Origin of the sequence: Kitasatospora aureofaciens, assembly GCF_019192735.1 — a bacterium.
GTDB classification, from domain to species: Bacteria; Actinomycetota; Actinomycetes; order Streptomycetales; family Streptomycetaceae; genus Kitasatospora; species Kitasatospora aureofaciens_A.
On record NZ_JAHTKP010000063.1, the window covers coordinates 24,380 to 41,528 of the forward strand.

At 74.7% G+C, this 17,149-nt stretch carries 15 protein-coding genes and 2 pseudogenes; 7 read left to right on the plus strand and 10 right to left on the minus strand.

All coding sequences use genetic code 11. The features are described 5' to 3' along the window. The first annotated feature begins 82 nt into the window (after positions 1-82). Entirely contained in the window at positions 83-562 is a 480-nt protein-coding gene (locus KV557_RS34735; RefSeq protein ID WP_218205574.1) for a hypothetical protein, read from the plus strand. A 226-nt stretch (positions 563-788) separates the two neighbouring features. Then, the gene (locus KV557_RS34740) at positions 789-1,685 is read left to right on the plus strand and encodes an Imm49 family immunity protein (protein ID WP_308130218.1); all 897 of its coding nucleotides are present in this window, start codon (positions 789-791) and stop codon (positions 1,683-1,685) included. 297 nt (positions 1,686-1,982) lie between these two features. Here the strand turns inward: KV557_RS34740 and KV557_RS34745 are convergent, their stop codons facing one another. The 4 genes from KV557_RS34745 to KV557_RS34760 form a co-directional block, all read right to left on the minus strand. Beyond that, positions 1,983-2,963 carry an ABC transporter substrate-binding protein gene (locus tag KV557_RS34745; RefSeq protein WP_218205575.1) on the minus strand — a complete coding sequence of 327 codons (981 nt, stop codon included), beginning with the start codon at positions 2,961-2,963 and terminating at the stop codon, positions 1,983-1,985. Positions 2,964-3,046: 83 nt separating this feature from the next. Further along, positions 3,047-3,847 (minus strand): ABC transporter ATP-binding protein, encoded by an 801-nt coding sequence (locus tag KV557_RS34750; RefSeq protein ID WP_218205576.1) that lies wholly within the window; start codon positions 3,845-3,847, stop codon positions 3,047-3,049. After that, on the minus strand, positions 3,847-4,896 hold the full coding sequence (locus KV557_RS34755) for a FecCD family ABC transporter permease (protein ID WP_218205577.1): 1,050 nt from the start codon (positions 4,894-4,896) through the stop codon (positions 3,847-3,849). Before KV557_RS34755 ends, KV557_RS34750 begins: the two co-directional genes overlap by 1 nt. Next, the gene (locus KV557_RS34760; protein ID WP_218205578.1) at positions 4,893-5,927 is read right to left on the minus strand and encodes a FecCD family ABC transporter permease; all 1,035 of its coding nucleotides are present in this window, start codon (positions 5,925-5,927) and stop codon (positions 4,893-4,895) included. The genes KV557_RS34755 and KV557_RS34760 overlap by 4 nt, the downstream gene beginning before the upstream one ends. Before the next feature lie 97 nt (positions 5,928-6,024). Between KV557_RS34760 and KV557_RS34765 the strand changes: the two genes are divergently transcribed. Continuing rightward, positions 6,025-6,654 (plus strand): HAD family hydrolase, encoded by a 630-nt coding sequence (locus KV557_RS34765; protein ID WP_218205579.1) that lies wholly within the window; start codon positions 6,025-6,027, stop codon positions 6,652-6,654. Here the strand turns inward: KV557_RS34765 and KV557_RS34770 are convergent. Then, positions 6,651-6,881: a hypothetical protein gene (locus KV557_RS34770; protein ID WP_218205580.1), complete on the minus strand. Its 231-nt coding sequence runs from the start codon at positions 6,879-6,881 to the stop codon at positions 6,651-6,653. The genes KV557_RS34765 and KV557_RS34770 overlap by 4 nt on opposite strands. Positions 6,882-7,376: 495 nt before the next feature. On the opposite strand from KV557_RS34770, the gene KV557_RS44245 reads away from it, so the two are divergent. Beyond that, positions 7,377-7,760 (plus strand): cold-shock protein, encoded by a 384-nt coding sequence (locus tag KV557_RS44245; RefSeq protein WP_218205581.1) that lies wholly within the window; start codon positions 7,377-7,379, stop codon positions 7,758-7,760. Positions 7,761-7,788: 28 nt separating this feature from the next. Here KV557_RS44245 and KV557_RS34780 read toward each other — a convergent pair whose 3' ends face one another. The 4 genes from KV557_RS34780 to KV557_RS34795 all read right to left on the minus strand — a co-directional run bounded on the left by KV557_RS34780 (position 7,789) and on the right by KV557_RS34795 (position 11,328). Next, on the minus strand, positions 7,789-8,640 hold the full coding sequence (locus KV557_RS34780) for a 1,4-dihydroxy-6-naphthoate synthase (RefSeq protein ID WP_218205582.1): 852 nt from the start codon (positions 8,638-8,640) through the stop codon (positions 7,789-7,791). After that, on the minus strand, positions 8,633-9,391 hold the full coding sequence (locus KV557_RS34785) for a futalosine hydrolase (RefSeq protein WP_218205583.1): 759 nt from the start codon (positions 9,389-9,391) through the stop codon (positions 8,633-8,635). Before KV557_RS34785 ends, KV557_RS34780 begins: the two co-directional genes overlap by 8 nt. 10 nt (positions 9,392-9,401) lie before the next feature. Further along, positions 9,402-9,932, minus strand: coding sequence for a hypothetical protein (locus KV557_RS34790; protein ID WP_218205584.1), 531 nt, complete (start codon positions 9,930-9,932; stop codon positions 9,402-9,404). Between the two features lie 85 nt (positions 9,933-10,017). After that, on the minus strand, positions 10,018-11,328 hold the full coding sequence (locus tag KV557_RS34795; RefSeq protein ID WP_308130219.1) for an MFS transporter: 1,311 nt from the start codon (positions 11,326-11,328) through the stop codon (positions 10,018-10,020). Positions 11,329-11,967: 639 nt separating this feature from the next. On the opposite strand from KV557_RS34795, the gene KV557_RS34800 reads away from it, so the two are divergent. Together KV557_RS34800 and KV557_RS34805 are read left to right on the plus strand one after the other, a co-directional pair. Further along, on the plus strand, positions 11,968-12,849 hold the full coding sequence (locus KV557_RS34800) for a DUF3027 domain-containing protein (protein WP_218205585.1): 882 nt from the start codon (positions 11,968-11,970) through the stop codon (positions 12,847-12,849). A 160-nt stretch (positions 12,850-13,009) separates the two neighbouring features. After that, positions 13,010-16,312 carry a sacsin N-terminal ATP-binding-like domain-containing protein gene (locus tag KV557_RS34805; protein ID WP_218205586.1) on the plus strand — a complete coding sequence of 1,101 codons (3,303 nt, stop codon included), beginning with the start codon at positions 13,010-13,012 and terminating at the stop codon, positions 16,310-16,312. A 98-nt stretch (positions 16,313-16,410) separates the two neighbouring features. Here KV557_RS34805 and KV557_RS34810 read toward each other — a convergent pair. Further along, positions 16,411-17,004, minus strand: a pseudogene (locus KV557_RS34810) (cation-translocating P-type ATPase); the annotation flags it as partial. Positions 17,005-17,013: 9 nt separating this feature from the next. On the opposite strand from KV557_RS34810, the pseudogene KV557_RS44635 reads away from it, so the two are divergent. Beyond that, positions 17,014-17,149, plus strand: a pseudogene (locus tag KV557_RS44635) (ribosome small subunit-dependent GTPase A); the annotation flags it as partial.

A 17,149-nucleotide genomic window follows, 5' to 3' on the forward strand; every position in this document is an offset into this window, starting at 1 on the left:
GGGCGGAGTCGGGTGAGCGGGGCGGAGTCGGGTGACGCTTCCTCAGGTTCGTCCGCGCTGCCAGAATCCGCAGGTGAAACACATGACCCACCGTCTTCCCCCGGCGCAGCTGCGGCGCCAGTGGATCTTCTCGACACTCTTCCTGGCCGGCGCCGGCTACCTGCTGTACCTCGTCCTCCGCGGCCCGATGACCGACCGCACGACCCTCGTCGCGGGCCTGTGCATCCCCATGCTGACCATCGGCGGCATCGCGCAGCTGAACGCCGTCTTCACCAGCGTGAGCTTCGACCAGCGCGAGCTCTGGTGGACCGGTCTCCTGGGCTTCCGCAAGCGGTTCGCCTGGGCGGACGTCACCAACGTCGAGGTGGTGAAGAAGAGCGACCGCGCCAACGCCCCGGAGATCGTGCGGGTCACCCACCGGGTCCGCGGCGCGTACGACCTGCCGGTCCTGTTCGGCCTCCCGGGCAGCTGGCGCGACCCGGCCTTCGAGGCCAAGGCCGCTCACCTCATCGCCACCTGGCGCGCCGCCAGCGCCGCGGTGACCGCCGACGGCAGGTCCTGACCCTCGCCGAGGACGGTCGCGCACTCCTGGACCGCTGTACGACCGTGGCGCGCACCCTGGACGAGGAGTTCGTCGCGGGACTGACGGCGGAGCAACGATCGGCGCCGGAAGGGGTGTTGCGGTCGATGGCGCAGCGCGTCGGCCTGCCGTAGCGGGGTAGGGGCGGGCCGGGTGTCCGAGCTGCCGCCTAGGGTGGAACCCAGGTCGGAGAGCAAGGAGCAGGGCTGTGCGGATTGAGCGTCACCAGGTGGGCGAGCCGGTGCTTTCGGCGACGCGGACGGACTTCATGAGCAGGATCGGGCGGCAGGTCCGGGCCGCGTCGAAGGGCACGCGGATGGACTCGCGTGAGTGGCAGTTCATCGCGGACATGTTTCTGGAGTACCTGGGCGCGCTCTCGGCCGGGACGCCCGCACTCGACGGCCCGGAGGCCAGGGCCGTCCTCGCGGACGCCACCGAGGCCGCGGCCGGGGCCGTCGCGTACGCGGTGTACTACGGGTACGACCGCTTCCAGATCAGCCTCGATTACGTGAACTTCGGGATGAGCTACGGGATCGGCGAGGCGGACGAGGGCGAGGAGCGGTCCCGTGTCACCTCGCGGGAGCTGATCGACGCGTTCTGCCTCGTGATCCTCTCGGATCAGGCCGTGCGGCACGGGGAGGCCGTCAGCTTCGCCCGTGACGAACTCGGCGAAGGCGCGGGGGGAGACCCGGCCGTCGAACTCGTCAGCGGCCTGCTGATCCACGTCCTCAACTACGTCGACGACGAGACCTACCCGCCGAGCGCGCAGCAGAAGCTCGCCGCCGTCGACGCCGCGCTGGACCGGATCCGGCAGCGGGCGGAGCAGAGCGGCGAGGGCCTCCGCGACCACCCGTACTCCGTGGGGCTGCGGACCCTGCGCGCCCTGGTCGCCGAGGACCGCGAGGCGTTCGACGACGGGCTGACCGCGCTCCTGCTCGCGCACCGCGCGGCACCCGGCACCCGTCCGGACAGCCTCCTCCCGCTCCTGCCGCTCGCCCTGTCCGCCCTCGCGTACCGGGGGCCGGGCTGGACGCCGGCCGTCGACACCGACTACCTCCCGCGCGCCTTGGTCGCCGGGTTTGAGGCCTCTGATCGGCGACTGTGAGGGCCGCCGAGCTGTTCCAGCGCAGGAAGTCGGAATGGCCGACTTCCTGCGCTTTCCAGGCACCGCAGCCTCGCCGACCTCCGCACCGAGAAGGTCCTCTGCCTCTCCCCGGGCACCGGCATCCGCGCCGCCTACGAGCGCTCCTGCCGCCGGCTCGTCCTCGACCCCCGCGTCTGGCAGTGCAGCAGCACCAACGCCAACCAGCAGTGGGTCGTTCACCGCGGCTCGGTCGCGGCCGAGGACACGCTGAGCTGACGGTTCTCGACACCGCCAGGACCACCACGAGCTGCAGCGCTCTCACACCCCGAGGAAGCGCTGCAGCTCGTCCAGCATGAAGTTGGCGCCCGTGTATCCGATCCCCTGGAACCACAGCTGGTCGTCCACCGGGAACGCGCGATGCGCGCGAACCGCCCCCAGCGCCTGCCAACCCGGGCTCGCCAGCGCGGCGTCGGTACCCGCCCGCCCCGGATCGCCGTACGTCGCGTACAGCAGCAGGTCCCCGTCGGCCTTCCCGATCTGATCCAGCGGGATCTCGAAGTCGGACTGGTCGACGTTCTGCGCATCCGGCCGCCCGAACCCCGCGTCGGCCAGCACCACCCCGGGGAAGCTCTGCTTCCCGAACAGCCGGATCCCCCCGCCCTCCACGAACCGCACCAGGCTCACCTTCCGTCCCGACACCTTCGCCGCCGACAGCGCCTGCGTCACCTGCGTCACGTGCCGCTGGTACGAGCCGACGAACGCGGCTGCGGCCGCCTCCCGGCTCAACGCCTGGGCGTGCAGCTGGAAGTTGGCCTTCCACGGCGCGCCGGTGGTCTGCGTGAGCACCGTCGGCGCCAACTCCCGCAGGGCGTCGTAGCGGTCGCCGTCCCGCATCTGGTTGGAGAGGATCAGATCCGGCCGCAGCGCCCGGATCGCCGCCAGATCGGGCGCACCCGACGGCCCGACGTACGCGATCGCCGCGACCCGGGACGCCGGCCAGTAGTCGGGGTAGTGCCCGTCCGCCGCCGGGCGGGCGGCGCCGATCGGGGTGATGCCGAGCGTCAGCGCCGAGTCGAAGACGTCCGTGTCCAGCGTGACGACGCGCAGCGGCTCGCCCGGGACCACCATCGGCCCGGCCGCCGTGTTCACCGTGACCGGCGGCACCGGGGTGGGGGAGGCGCTCGCGCCGAAGCCGTCCGTCGTCGGCGCGGCCGACTGACGCGTCGTGCAGGCCGCGAGGGCGGCGCCGCCGAGGCCCGTGAGCCCGGCGAGCAGCGTGCGGCGGGTGATCGGGTGCATCGGCGGTCCTCGGGCGATCAGGCTCGATGAGGCTTCGGAGGGCGGGCGCGTCGATTATGTCCGAGTTGGCACCCGAATTGCCCTTAAGCGTCCACCGCGACCGCCCACGGCGCGCCCGGAACGACCAACGGCGTACCCGTCACCGGATCCGGCACCACCACCGACTCCAGCCCGAACACCTCCCGCACCAGCTCCGCCGTCACCACGTCCCCCGGCGCTCCCTGCGCGACGATCCGCCCGTCCCGCATCGCCACCAGGTGATCCGCGTACCGCGCCGCCTGGTTGAGGTCGTGCAGCACCGCGACCACCGTCCGCCCGCGTTCGACGTTCAGCCGCCGGACCAGGTCCAGCACCTCCACCTGGTGCGCGATGTCCAGGTACGTCGTCGGCTCGTCCAGCAGCAGGATGTCCGTGCCCTGCGCGAGCGCCATCGCGATCCACGCCCGCTGGCGCTGCCCGCCCGACAGCTCGTCGACGCTCCGCTCGGCCAGCTCCGCCGTGGACGTCCGCTCCAGGGCCTCCGCGACCGCCGCCTCGTCCTCCGCCGACCATTGCTGCCACCAGCTCTGGTGCGGCTGGCGACCCCGCGCGACCAGGTCCGCCACCGAGATGCCCTCCGGCGCGGTCGGCGACTGCGGCAGCAGACCGAGCCGCTGGGCGACCCGCTTCGTCGGGATCCGGGCCAGCTCCTCGCCGTCCAGCAGCACCGCGCCGCGGACGGGCTTCAGCAGCCGGCCGAGGGCGCGCAGCAGCGTCGACTTGCCGCAGGCGTTCGGGCCGACGATCACCGTCACCCGGCCGTCCGGAACCGCGACGTCCAGGCCCTCGACGACCGTGCGAGCCTCGTACGCGAGGGTCAGGTCACGGGCTTCCAGAACGGCCATCAGGAACCTCCACGGCGGGAACGAATCAGCAGCCACATCAGGTACGGCGCGCCGACCAGGCCGGTCACCACGCCCACCGGCAGCTCGGTCGGGGCCAGCAGACGCCGGGCGACCAGATCGGCCGGCACCACCACCAGCGCGCCCGTCAGCGCCGAGCAGAGCAGCGGGATCTGGGCGGAACGGGCCAGCCGCAGCGCGATCTGCGGGGCCATCAGCGCGACGAAGTCCACCGGCCCGGCGGCGCCCGCCGCACAGGACGCCAGGACGGTGCCGAGCAGGGCCATGCCGAGCCGGATCCGGTCCAACCGCAGGCCCAGGCCCACGGCCGTCGCGTCGTCGAACGAGATCGACCGCTGCGCCCGCGCCGCCCACAGGGCGACGGGGACGGCGGCGAGCAGCACCCAGGCCAGCCAGCCGGCCTGGTCGTAGCCGGAGCCGTTCAGGCTGCCGGTCATCCACACCTTGGCGGCCTGCGCCTGGAAGCCGTCGCCCTTGGTCAGGAAGACGGACGTCAGCGAGGAGAGCGCCACGCTGATCCCGATGCCGATCAGGACGAAGCGCTGCGCGTGCAGCCCGCGCCGCCAGGCCAGCGCGTACACCAGCAGCCCGGCGGCCAGGCCGCCCGCCACGGCCGCGTACGGGGCCTGGCCGGTGGAGCCGACGACGCCGTAGGCCATCAGCCCGACCACGGTCGCGGTGGCGCCCCAGGTCACGCCGACCACGTCGGGGCTGGCCAGCGGATTGCGGGCGACGGTCTGGATCAGCGCCCCGGCCGTCCCGAGCGCGGTGCCGGCCAGCAGGCCGACCACGACCCGGGGCAGGCGGAACTCGCCGACCACCAGCTCGTGCGGGCTGGGCTGCCCGAGCACGACCTTCACGACCTCGACCGGTGAGACGGTGGACTCGCCGAGGCAGAGCGAGGCGACCACGGCGGCCGCGAGCGCGACCAGCAGGCCCAGCGCCACGGCGGCCGACCGCCGGTGGATCAGGAAGGACGCCCGCCCGGCCCGCAGCACGGTGTAGCCCTTGAGCGAGAGGGCCGAACTCACGCCGCCACCACCTTCCGCCGCCGCACCAGCGCCACCAGCACCGGCACCCCCACCAGCGCCGTCATCACCCCGGCCGGGACCTCGGACGGCGGGAAGAGCACTCGCCCCAGCGTGTCGGCGAGCAGCAGCAACGCCGGTCCCAGCACGGCCGAGAACGCCAGCACCCACCGGTGGTCCGCCCCCGCGACCGCGCGCGCGGCGTGCGGGACGGCGAGGCCGATGAAGGCGATCGGGCCGGCCGCCGCCACCGCCGAGCCCGTCAGCACCGTGGCCCCGAGCGCGCCCACCACCCGCACCACGCCCGTCTTCGCGCCGAGCCCCTTCGCCGTGTCCTCCCCGAGCGCCAGCGCGTCGAGCCCGCGCGCGACCGCGACGACGAGCACCGTCCCCACCAGCAGGAACGGCAGCAGCTGCCACGCCACGTCGGCCGTCCGCCCGGACAGCGAGCCGACGTGCCAGAACCGGAACTGGTCCATCGTGGCCGCGTCCGTCGTGAGCACCAGCGTGTTCAGCGACGCGATGAACGCGGACGCCGCCGAGCCGGCCAGCGCCAGCCTGATCGGCGTCGCCCCGCCGCGGCCCCGGCCCGCCAGGCCGTACACCAGCACGGTGGCGATCACCGCGCCCGCGAAGCCGAACCACACGTAACCCGTCAGCGTCGAGATCCCGAACCCCGAGATGGCCGCCACCACACCCGCCGCCGCGCCCTGGGAGACGCCGAGGATGCCGGGGTCGGCGATCGGGTTGCGGGTGATGCCCTGCATGACCGCCCCGGCGAGGCCGAGCGCCGCGCCGACCGCGACACCCACCACCGTGCGCGGCACCCGCAGCTCGCGGACGACGACGGCGTTGGCGGTGTCGCCGCCGTGCAGCAGGGCGTCCAGGGTCCCGCCGAACGGGATGGTGCGGCTGCCCACCGCGAGGCTCAGCAGCACCGCGCCGGCCAGGACGGTCAGCGCGGCGGCGAGCCACACCATTCGGCGGCGCGACGTCCGTCGCGGGCCGGACGGCGGCGCGGTGGTGTCGGTCATGAGCCCCCTCCGCAGACACCTCAGGTAAAGCTAAGTTCCTGCGAAGCCGGAGCAAATTGCCTCGTCCGCCGCACCGGCCGTTGGATAGCCTGGCGGCATGCCCCCGACTCCCGCCACCCCGCTCGCCGTCGGTTTCGACCTCGACATGACGCTGCTGGACACCCGGCCGGGTATCCGCGCCACCTATGAGGCGCTCTCGGCCGAGACCGGCACCTACATCGACGCCGACCTGGTGGTCACCCGGATCGGCCCCCCGCTGCTGGACGAGATCCGCAACTGGTTCCCGGCCGACGAGGTCGAGCAGGTCGCCACCCGCTACCGCGAGCTGTACCGGGAGCACGCGTTCGCGCCGACCGTCGCGCTGCCCGGCGCGCACGCCGCCGTCGAGGCGGTCCGCGCGCACGGCGGCCGGGTCGCGGTGATCACCGGCAAGTACGAGCCGAACGCCCGCCTCCACCTGGAGCACGCCGGGCTGCACGCGGACGCGCTGGTCGGCGACCTGTGGGCGGAGACCAAGGGCGAGGCGCTGCGCGAGCACGGCGCGACGGTGTACGTCGGCGACCACCTCGGCGACATCGTGGGCGCCCGGCACGCGGACGCCGTCGCGGTGGGCGTGGCCACCGGCCCGTACAGCGCGGACGAGCTGCGGGCGGCCGGCGCGGACGTGGTGCTCGTGGACCTCACCGAGTTCCCGGCCTGGCTGGCCGGGCACCTGGACGGCGTCTAGGACTGCATCCGCCGACGCTGGGCGCGCGCGTTCACGAACAGCCCGGCCAGCGCGAGCAGGAAGCCCGCCGGCATCAGCATGCTCAGCCAGTACGCGGCCGTCGGCAGCGGCGTGAGGTGCAGGAACAGCGGGACGAAGGTGACCAGGGTGGCGAGCGCGCCCACGCCGAAGACGACGGCTCCGACCCGGACGTAGGCGTCGCCGCGGTCGGCGCTCTGGCTGCTCACTTCTGCTGCTCCTCGGTCGTGGTCCGGTGCCCCCGGTTCGTGCCCCCAGTCTGGCAGAGCACCCGGAGCGGCCGGGTCCCAGGCCGCTTCGCAGCCGAGCGGTTCGGTCACGTTGCGCAGTTTCCCGGAAGCTGGGAGTTTTGATCCCTGCTGAGCGGGGGTATGCAGGGGGTGCCAAGGGGTGCGACAGGCGCGCCCCGACTCCTCAGATCCGGGGGTGTGAGCCACATGGACAGCGCCGAGCCGCGCCGCGGCCGCACCAGTACCGGGTCGCTCGCGACCGCGAGAACCCCGCAGGCGTCCGTGCCGAAGCTGCCGGACCGTGGATCCTTCGCGGAACGCGGATGAGGCAGTGACGGACCGTTAGTCTGCTCCTGACAGCGCGCTGACCATGAGCGTCCACGGACGCCGAGCCGAGGTCGGCCCGCCCTTCCATCACCCAGTGATCCCCGGCCAGGGCCGGGATCCCTCACACCCATTCGAGGACTGTTCGAGATGCCCACCGGCCAGGTCAAGTGGTTCAACGAGACGAAGGGCTTCGGCTTCCTGTCGCGCGACGACGGCGGCGACGTCTTCGTCCACACCAAGGCGCTGCCCGCCGGTGTCACCGTGCTGAAGCCGGGCCAGCGGGTCGAGTTCGGCGTGGTGGCGGGCCACCGCGGCGACCAGGCGATGGCGGTGCAGCTGCTGGACGCGCTGCCGTCGGTGGCCGCCGCGCAGCGCAAGAGCGCCGACGACATGGCGCCGATCGTCCAGGACCTGATCACCACGCTGGACGCGGTGCTGCCGGGCCTCCAGCACGGCCGCTACCCGGCGAAGCCGACCGGTCAGAAGCTGGCCGGCCTGCTGCGCGCGGTGGCCGACCAGTTCGACATCTAAGGCCGTCCCAGGGGCTCGGAACGCGGGCTCAGAACGCGAGCGCACCCGGGTCGAGCGGGGGCACCAGCCCCTCCGCGGCGGCCCGGGTGAGCAGCGCGTGCACGGCCGCGTAGCCCTCCTCGCCGAGGTCCGCGGTGAACTCGTTCACGTACAGCCCGATGTGCTGGTCGGCGACGGCCGGGTCCATCTCCTGGGCGTGCGCGAGCACGTACTCCCGGCTGGCCGCGGGGTCCGCCCAGGCCTGCCGGACGGAGGCGCGGATCGTGTCGGTGAGCGCGCGCAGCCGCTCGGCGCCGAGTGAGCGCTTCGCGATGATCGCGCCGAGCGGGATCGGCAGGCCGGTCTCGGCCTCCCAGGCCTCGCCCATGTCGGCGAGGCTGTGCAGCCCGTACTGCCGGTACGTGAACCGGGCCTCGTGGATCACCAGGCCGGCGTCCACCCGGCCGTCCCGGACGGCGGGCATGATCTCGTGGAACGGCAGGACGACGATCTCGCCGAAGCCGCCCGGCACGGCCTTCGCGGCCCAGAGCCGGAACAGCAGGTAGGCGGTGGACCGCTCGGACGGCACCGCCACGGTCTTGCCCGTGAGGTCCTCGGGGGTCCCGGTGCCCGGCCGGGTGAGCACCAGCGGTCCGCAGCCACGTCCGAGCGCGCCGCCGCAGGGCAGCAGGGTGTAGTCCTCCAGGACCCAGGGGAGCGCGCCGTAGCTGATCTTCAGGACGTCGAGCTCGCCGCGCTCGGCCAGCCCGTTGGTGACGTCGATGTCGGCGAAGGTCACCTCGGGGGCGTCCGCGCCGGGCACCAGGCCGTGCGCCCAGGCGTGGAAGACGAAGGTGTCGTTCGGGCAGGGCGAGTACGCGATGCTCAGCCGTTCAGCCACGGCCGGCCTCCTCGATGAGTGCGGGGACGGGCAGCGCGGCGAAGGCCCGCTCCAGGGCGGCCAGGGCCTCGCCGATCCGCCAGGCGGCCCGGTCGCGCGGGCCCACGGAGTTGGAGACGGTCCGCAGTTCGAACACCGGCACGCCGTGCCGGGCGGCGGCCTCGGCCACGCCGAAGCCCTCCATCGCCTCGGCCGCGGCGCCGGGGTGGCGGGCGGTCAGGGCGGCGGCGCGCCCGGCGCTGCCGGTGACGGTGGAGACGGTCAGGACGGGGCCGGTGACGGCCCCCAGGGCCTCGGAGGCGAGCGCGACAGCGGTGGGCGGCGGGGTGTGCCGGACGGTACCGAAACCGAGCTCGGTGACGTCCGTGAAGCCCTCGGGGGTCTCGGCGCCGAGGTCGGCGGCGACGATCGCGTCCGCCACCACGGTGGCGCCGACCGGGGCGCGCGGGGCGAACCCGCCGCCGATCCCCGCCGAGACGACCAGGCCGTAGCGGTGCGCGGCGAGCGCGGCGGAGGCGGCGGCGGCAGCAGCGGCCGGGCCGACCCCGCCCGCCAGCACGTCCACCTCGACGCCCGGGGCGGGCTCGGCGCGGTGCAGCTCACCGCCGGGCAGCGGCAGCGCCCGCGCCTCGCCGGGCAGGCCGCGCAGGACCGCCTCGGCCTCGACGGGCACCGCGACGACGACGAGCAGCCGGGCCCGCTCGGGGCCCGACTGCTCGTTCCGCTCGTCGGTGACGGCGTGCGCGGTCATCGCAGGACCGTCAGTTGTCCTTGCTGTTCAGCTGGAAGTACCAGACGGCGATCGGGCTGTCCATGTTCTTGTCGCCCTCGACCACGGTGACCAGCGTCTTGCCGCTGGCGTTGACCAGCTTGCCGGCCGACTGGGAGCCCGAGTAGGTCGCGTTCCTGCTGTAGGAGAACAGGCTGTAGCGCCCGCCCTGACCCTGCGCACCACCGTTGGTGAAGGCCAGCCAGCCCTTGTCGGCCACGTTCGGGGAGACGCCGACGCCGACCCGGTCGCTCGTCGCGAGGTCGGAGCTCGGCAGGGTGCCGTCCTTGAGGGCCTGGGCGGCGCTGTCCTGGCACTTCTGCTGGTCGTCGTCGCTGAGCGGGTTGCCGTCGTTGAAGCAGAACGGGTCCTGCACGATCGACGTGTTGCCGACGGTGAGGGTGGCGCGGTGGCTGCTGTGCGCGGTCTGGCCCGCCGCGAAGGCGACGGACCCGCCGACCGTGCAGGCGCCGATCACGACGACGGCGCCGAGGGCGGCGATGACACGGTTATCGAGGCTCATGCGTCAGAATCTACCGGGCTTCGCCGATCACGCTACGCGGGGGTCGGCCACCGCGTGTTGCCGCACCTCCGGGGCGCGCGTTCCGTCACGCGATGCGCGGCGCCGCCGGGCGCCGGCGCAGGCCCACCCGGAACAGCGAGCGGATCGTCCACAGCAGCATCAGGCCGACCACCGCGGCAGCCACCGAGAGCCCCAGCACGCCGTTCAGCGGCAGCAGGATGCCGACCGCGCCGCCGCCCACCCAGGACACCTGCATCAGCGTCTCCGAACGGGCGAACGCCGAGGTCCGCACCGCCTCCGGGACGTCCCGCTGGATCAGCGCGTCCAGGGCCAGCTTGCCCAGCGAGGCCGCCAACCCGGCCGTCCCGGCGACCACGATGACCGTCACCACGCCGTACCAGAGCGCCGACGCAGCCGTCGCGCAGGTCGCCAGCAGCAGCATCGCGGTGATTGTCGGCTCGGGGCCGCGGGTGCGCAGCCAGGAGCCCAGCACCGAGCCCAGCGCGTTGCCCGTCCCCGCCGCCAGCGCCACCAGACCCAGGGCCAGCGTCGGCCGCAGGCCGCCGATCGGCTCGCTGCGCAGCAGGAAGGCCAGGAACATCACCAGGAAGCCGACCAGCCACTTCATCGCCGACATCGCCCGCAGCGCCAGGATCACCGACGGGCCCACCGTCCGCAGCGAGGCCTTGACCGGCGGGGGCTTGTGGTGGATCAGGTGGGAACCCTCGCCGTGCACCTCGGCGTGCAGGACGGCCCGCTGCTCGCCCTTCGCCGAGTCCACCGCGTGCGGCAGGTGGAAGGCCATCAAGGTGCCGATCACGAAGACCAGGAACGCGCCGCGCAGCGGCCAGCTCGGCCCGATCAGGTGCAGCACCCCGCCCACCGCGGCCGCCACGCCGGTGGCCAGCAGCCCGGCCAGGGTGACCCGGGAGTTCGCCTTCACCAGCGACAGCCGGCTCGGCAGCAGCCGCGGCACCACGACGCTGCGCACCACCCCGTAAGCCTTGGACGCCACCAGCACGCCCAGCGCCTCCGGGTACAGCGCGATGCCGCCGCCCGAGATCACCCCGGCCATCGTCCAGGCCAGCACCGCGCGGGCCAGCATCGACATCGCCATGGCGGCCCGGCGGCCGTGTGGCAGCCGGTCCAGCAGCGGGCCGACCACCGGGGCCAGGACGGCGAACGGGGCCATCGTGATCAGCAGGTAGAGCGCCACCCGGCCGCGGGCCTCGCCGGTGGGGACGGAGAAGAAGATGGTGGAGGCCAGCGCGATGGTGATCAGCATGTCGCCGAAGGAGTTCAGCGCGTGCAGCTCGATCAGCTTGGCGAGGCCGGACTCGCCGGCGCCCTCCGCCGAGGTGGCCTTGCGGATCCGGCGGCCGGTGCCGTGCACCACCCGGCCGGTGCGGATGCCGGCGGCGGAGGCGGTGCGGACGAGGAAGTGGCGGTGGGTCTCCGGGGGCTCCGCTTCCAGATCCTCGTCGAGGGCGGCGCGGTGGCGGGTGTGGATCTCCTCGGTGTCGGGCTCCGCTGCGTCGGGCTCGGTGGGGCCGCCCGGCTCCGCGGGAACGTCGTGCTTGGTGAGATCGACGGGCGTGGGCGCCCCGGAACCGTCCGCCGGCTGCGGTTCGCCCGCACCGAGGACCGGAGGCTGCTGTCGCGGCGCGGCGTTCGCCTCGTCGGGGCTGCCGGCCTGCGAGGCGCGCAGTGCGTGCTGCGACGGTTTCTCATCCGCCACAAGCCCATCCTGCCCCAGATTCGCTTCTGCGACGCGGGATTCCGCTCGCCTCGGCGCGGCCCCGGCGGGTCCGCCGCCGCCCCGGACTGTGCCGGGGTGCCGACCGGCGGGTAGCCTGCCCAGGGTCCGCCCGCCCGGGCCCCACGGCGCCGGCAGGCCCGGACGAGCGGCGCGGCCGGTATCCGCGGCGGCCCCTGGTCGCGCAGAATGGACAAGGGACACCGAGCCGCGACGTACCAGGCAACACGCCGTGGGCGACAGAAGAACTGGGAGAGAATCGACGCCGTGAGTGCTGCGATGCGAAGCCGTACCCCTGATCGGCTCTGTGCCGAGGCCGTCGAACTCGCCCGCCAGGCAGCCGAAGAGGCGGTCGGAGCGGAGGCCGTAGGGACACACCTCGGCGTCCAGGCGGACGCCGACCGCGTCGTCACGCACACCTTCGAGTGCCTGGACGCCGCCTACCGCGGCTGGCACTGGGCGGTGACCGTCGCCCGCGCCCTGCGCGCCAAGAACGTCACCCTCGACGAGGTCGTCCTGCTGCCCGGCCCGGACGCCGTCCTCGCCCCGCAGTGGGTGCCGTGGAGCGAGCGGCTGCGCCCCGGCGACATGGGCCCCGGCGACCTGCTGCCCACCGACGCCGACGACGTGCGCCTGGAGCCCGGCTGGACCGGCGAGGACGAGCTCGCGCCGAACTCCGCGGTGGCGCTGGCCGCCGAGGAGGACGTGGTCGTCACCGACCCGGGCATCCAGCCCGCCCCGGCCCGCGCGCAGATCAACGCCGTCGCCGAGGAGCTGGGCATGGGTCGCAGCCGGGTGCTCTCCCGGCTCGGCCTGCACCTGGCCGCCGACCGCTGGGAGAAGTCGCACGGCCCGCAGACCCCGATGGCGCAGGCCGCGCCCGCCGCGTGCGCCAGCTGCGGCTTCCTGATCCCGATCGGCGGCTCGCTCGGGCAGGCCTTCGGCGTGTGCGGGAACGAGTTCGGCCCGGCCGACGGCCAGATCGTCTCCTTCGCGTACGGCTGCGGCGGGCACTCCGAGGCGGCCGTGATCCCGGCTCCGCCGGCGCCGTCCGAGCTGATCCTGGACGAGCTGGTGGTCGAGCCGCTGCAGCTGCACCCGGACCGCGCCTCCGGCTCGGTCGAGCCGGACGCCCCGGCGGAGGAGCTCGGCCACTCCTGAGGACCTCGTGCGCGGCCCGTCCCACTGAACCGGTGGGGCGGGCCGCGGCGTTTTCCGGGTCAGGCAGCGGTGGGGAGCCGGGGTCGTGGTCGGGAGCAGTCGGTGGGGCAAGGAAGAATGCCCCCGTAGAAGAACAGGGCGGCGGAAGGCGGCAGGTCCAGTGGAACCTCGGATCATCGGCAGCGGCACGGACGAGCAGCTCGCGGACCCCTTCGGGAGCGCGGCGCTGCGCCGGCGGGTGCTGGACGCCTGGGCCGCCTCCCCGGCCCGGTTCCGGGAGGACGCCAACGCCGAGGAGGAACTGGCGCTCGGCGGCTACCGCGACCGGCTGGTGGTCGAGTTGGCGCAGAACGCGGCCGACGCCGCCGTCCGGGCCGGCCACGGCCCCGGCCGGCTGCGGCTCACCCTCGCCGACGGCGTGCTCGCCGCCGCCAACACCGGCGCCGGGCTGGACGCCGCCGCCGTCGAGTCGCTGTCCACCCTGCGCGCCTCCTCCAAGCGCGGCGAGGCGCCGTCCGTCGGCCGGTTCGGCGTCGGCTTCGCCGCCGTCCTCGCCGTCACCGACGAGCCCGCCGTGCTCGGCACTGGGGGCGGGGTGCGCTGGTCGCTCGGCGAGGCCCGCTCGCTCGCCGAGGCGCAGCCCGCGCTGGTCGACGAGCTGCGCCGCCGGGACGGCCATGTGCCGCTGCTGCGGCTGCCGTTCGCGGCCGAGGGCCCGGCGCCCGAGGGCTACGACACGGTGGTCGTGCTGCCGCTGCGCGACGCCGCCGCCGAGGACCTGACCCGCCGCCTGCTGGCCGGCATCGACGATGCGCTGCTGCTCACGCTCCCGGGCCTGGCCGAGGTCGTCGTGGAGACCCCGGACGGCACCCGGACGCTCACCCGCAGCGCCGCCGAGCCGCGCCCCGACGGCGTCACCGAGGTGACCGTCACCGACGACGCGGGCGGGCGGCTGCGACAGACCGTCTGGCAGACCGCCGGCGCCTCCGGCACCCTCGACGCCGCGCTGCTCGCCGACCGGCCCACCGAGGAGCGCGCCCGCCCGTACTGGACGGTGACCTGGGCCGTCCCGGTCGCCGCCGACGGCACCCCGCAGGCGCCCGGCATCGAGCCGGTGCTGCACGCGCCCACCCCGAGCGACGAGCCGCTCGGCCTGCCTGCGCTGCTCATCGCCTCCTACCCGCTGGACTCCACCCGCCGGCACGTCGCCCCCGGCGCGCTCGCCGACTTCCTCACCGAGCGCGCCGCCGACAGCTACGCCGACCTGCTCCGCGCCCGTGGCGGCGACCTCGGCTCGCTCGGCCTCGTGCCCGGTCCGCTCGGCCAGGGCGCGCTCGACAACGCACTGCGGGCGGCGATCCTCGGCCGCCTGCCCGGCACGCCGTTCCTGCCGCACCCGGCGCCGGTCGAGGAGGGCACGCCCGCGCTGCGGCCCCGGGACGCGACGCTGCTGGAGGGCGCGGACGGCTCGGTGGTGGAGGCGCTGGCGCCGATCTTCCCCGGGCTGCTGCCGGCCGGCCTGGAGCGACGCACCGAACTACGGGTGCTGAACGTGCGCCGGGTGCCGCTCGCCGAGGTGGTCGACCAGCTCGGCGGCCTGGACCGCGAGCCCGCCTGGTGGCGCAACCTGTACGCGGCGCTCGGCGCGGCCGACCCGGAGGCGCTCGGCGCGCTGCCCGTCCCGCTCGCCGACGGCCGGACCGTCACCGGGCCCCGGCGCGTCCTGCTGCCCTCCGGCGACGCCGACTGGGCCGCCTTCCCCGGCTACCCCGAGTCGCTGGCCGGGGCGCTCGCCGCGCTCGACCTGCGGCTCGCCCACCCGGAGGCGGCCCACCCGCTGCTGGCCAAGCTGGGCGCCGGCACCGCCACCCCGGCCGGCGTGCTGGACACCCCCGAGGTGCGGGCCGCCGTCGCCCGCTCCTTCGAACTGGCCGAGGACGACGCGGACGCCGCCGCCGACCTCGCCGACGCCGTCCTCGCCCTGGTCAGGGCCGCCGGCCCGGGGGCCGGCGAGCACCCCTGGCTGGCCCGGCTGGCGCTGGCCGACGACGAGGGCGAGCCCGCCCGCGCCGGTGAACTCGTGCTCCCCGGAAGCCCGTTCGCGGCGCTCGCGCGCGAGGAGGACGCCGGCTGGGTGGACGACGAGCTGCTGGAGCGCTGGGGCCCCGAGGTGCTCATCGCGGTCGGCGTGCTGGCCGACTTCGTCCTCGTCAGGGCCGAAGACGTGGTGCTCGACCCGGACGACCTGGAGCGGCTCGACCCGACCGCCCCCGCCGACCGCGCGGCCGGCGGCCACCCCACCGGGCTGCTCGACGAGGCGCCCGACGGCCTCGCCGACTGGGCCGAGGACACGCTCGAAGCCCTGCACGCCGACGACGGTGACACCGTGGGCGTCCCGCCGGTGGCCGCCGAGCTGCTGGCCGTCCGCGACCTCGACCTCGTCGACGACGACGCCTGGCCCGAGGCGCTCGCCGCGCTCGCCCGCCCGCCGTACCGGGACGCCGTCGTCAACCCCGTCCGCACCCTCCTGCCGGACGGCTCCTACGCCGACCTGCCGCCGTACACCGCGTGGTGGCTGCGCGACCACCCGGTGCTGGACGGCCGCGAGCCCGCCGGGCTGCGCGCCGCCGGGGCCGACCCGCTGCTGCGCGGCCTCTACGACGAGGCCCGCACCACGCTGGACGAGCAGTTCCTGCACGCCCTCGGGGTGCGGACCACGCTGGCCGCGCTGCTCGCCGAGCCGCACGGCCCGGACGAGCTGCTGGACCGCCTCACCGACCCGGAGTCGGAGGTCGGCCACCGCCAACTGCACGGCATCCACAGCGCGTTGGCCCGGATCGACGTCGAGCGGATCGAACCGCTCGACGTGGTGCGGGCGTTGCCGCCGCTCGACCCGGACACCGGTCGCCGCCCGGCGCACACGGTGATCGTCGACGCCACTGAGGCGGTCGTCGCCGACGCCCCCGACCTGGTCCAACTCCTGCACCCGTACCCGCTGTTGCCGGTCGCCCCGGCGCTCGCCGCGGACCTCGCCGAGCGGCTGCAAGTTTCGCTGGCCAGCGAGGTGGCCGGCGGCCGGGTGCTGTCCGATGGCGTGCTGCACCGAGTCCCGGCCGTGGTGCGGGAGTTGCTGCCCGGCTGCCCGGTCGCGTACGAGGAGCACGAGGAGCTGCTCGTCGTCGGACCGGAGGGCAACGAGGCGGCCGTGGAGTGGCGTTGGGACACCGCGGCGGACGCGCCCGAGGCGCCGTACGACCCGGAGGCGGCCGAAGCCGGCGACGAGGACGACGAGTTCGAGGTGCCGCCGGTGCCCGGACTGCTGCACGCGGCCACCCCGGAGGGCCTGGCGGCCGGGCTGGCCTGGTCGGTCGGGCAGTGGCACCGGAGGTTCGAGGTGCTGGCCGCGCTCAGCGAGCCGGACCGGGCCTACGAGCTGTCCGCCGCACGGGACTTCGAGGGCTGAGCCCTCGGCGGCCCTGCGTCCGGGAGTTGAGGCGGCCGTAGAGGGTGACGGTGACGGTGGGCCAGGCCGCGCCGAGCGTCACCATCACCCTCTCGGGGTCAGTCGTCCAGCCTGCGCTTCATGAAGCTCCAGGCGATCTCCAGCGCCACGCCGCAGATCACCGCGATGCCGACGCCCGTCCACGGGTCCCGTGTGCCGGCCAGGGAGAGCTGGAAGAAGTGCGCCAGCCACGGCACCAGCAGGACCAGCGCGAACGCGCCGCCCATGGTGCCGATCAGCAGCAGGCGCCACCAGTTGTACGGGCGGGCGACGATGGCGAGCACCCAGATGGCGATCAGGAACAGCGTCAGGGTGGCCACGCTGGTGTCGGCCTTGAGGTCCGTCGCGTGGTCGGCGCGGGCCAGCGCGTAGGCCACGAAGGTGCCGGAGCCCGCGATGATGCCGCCCGGGACGGCGAGCCGCAGCACGCGCTTCACGAAGCCGGTGCGGGCCCGCTCGTTGTTGGGGGCGAGGGCGAGGAAGAAGGCCGGGACGCCGATGGTGAGCGTGGACAGCACGGTGGAGTGCCGGGGCAGGAACGGGTACGGCGAGTGGGTGAAGATCACCAGGAGGGCCAGGAGGACTGAATAGACCGTCTTGACCAGGAACAGTCCCGCGACGCGCTCGATGTTGCCGATCACCCGGCGGCCCTTGCCGGGAGCCCCGGCGGGCGGGGCTCCCGGCCGCGGACCCGGATCCGGCCCAAGCACGAGGACGCCGCCGAGGCGATGGTGCTGACCATCGACCGCGGCCGGCTCACCTGCCTGGTCGACCCGGGGACGAAGCAGGAGCGCGAGG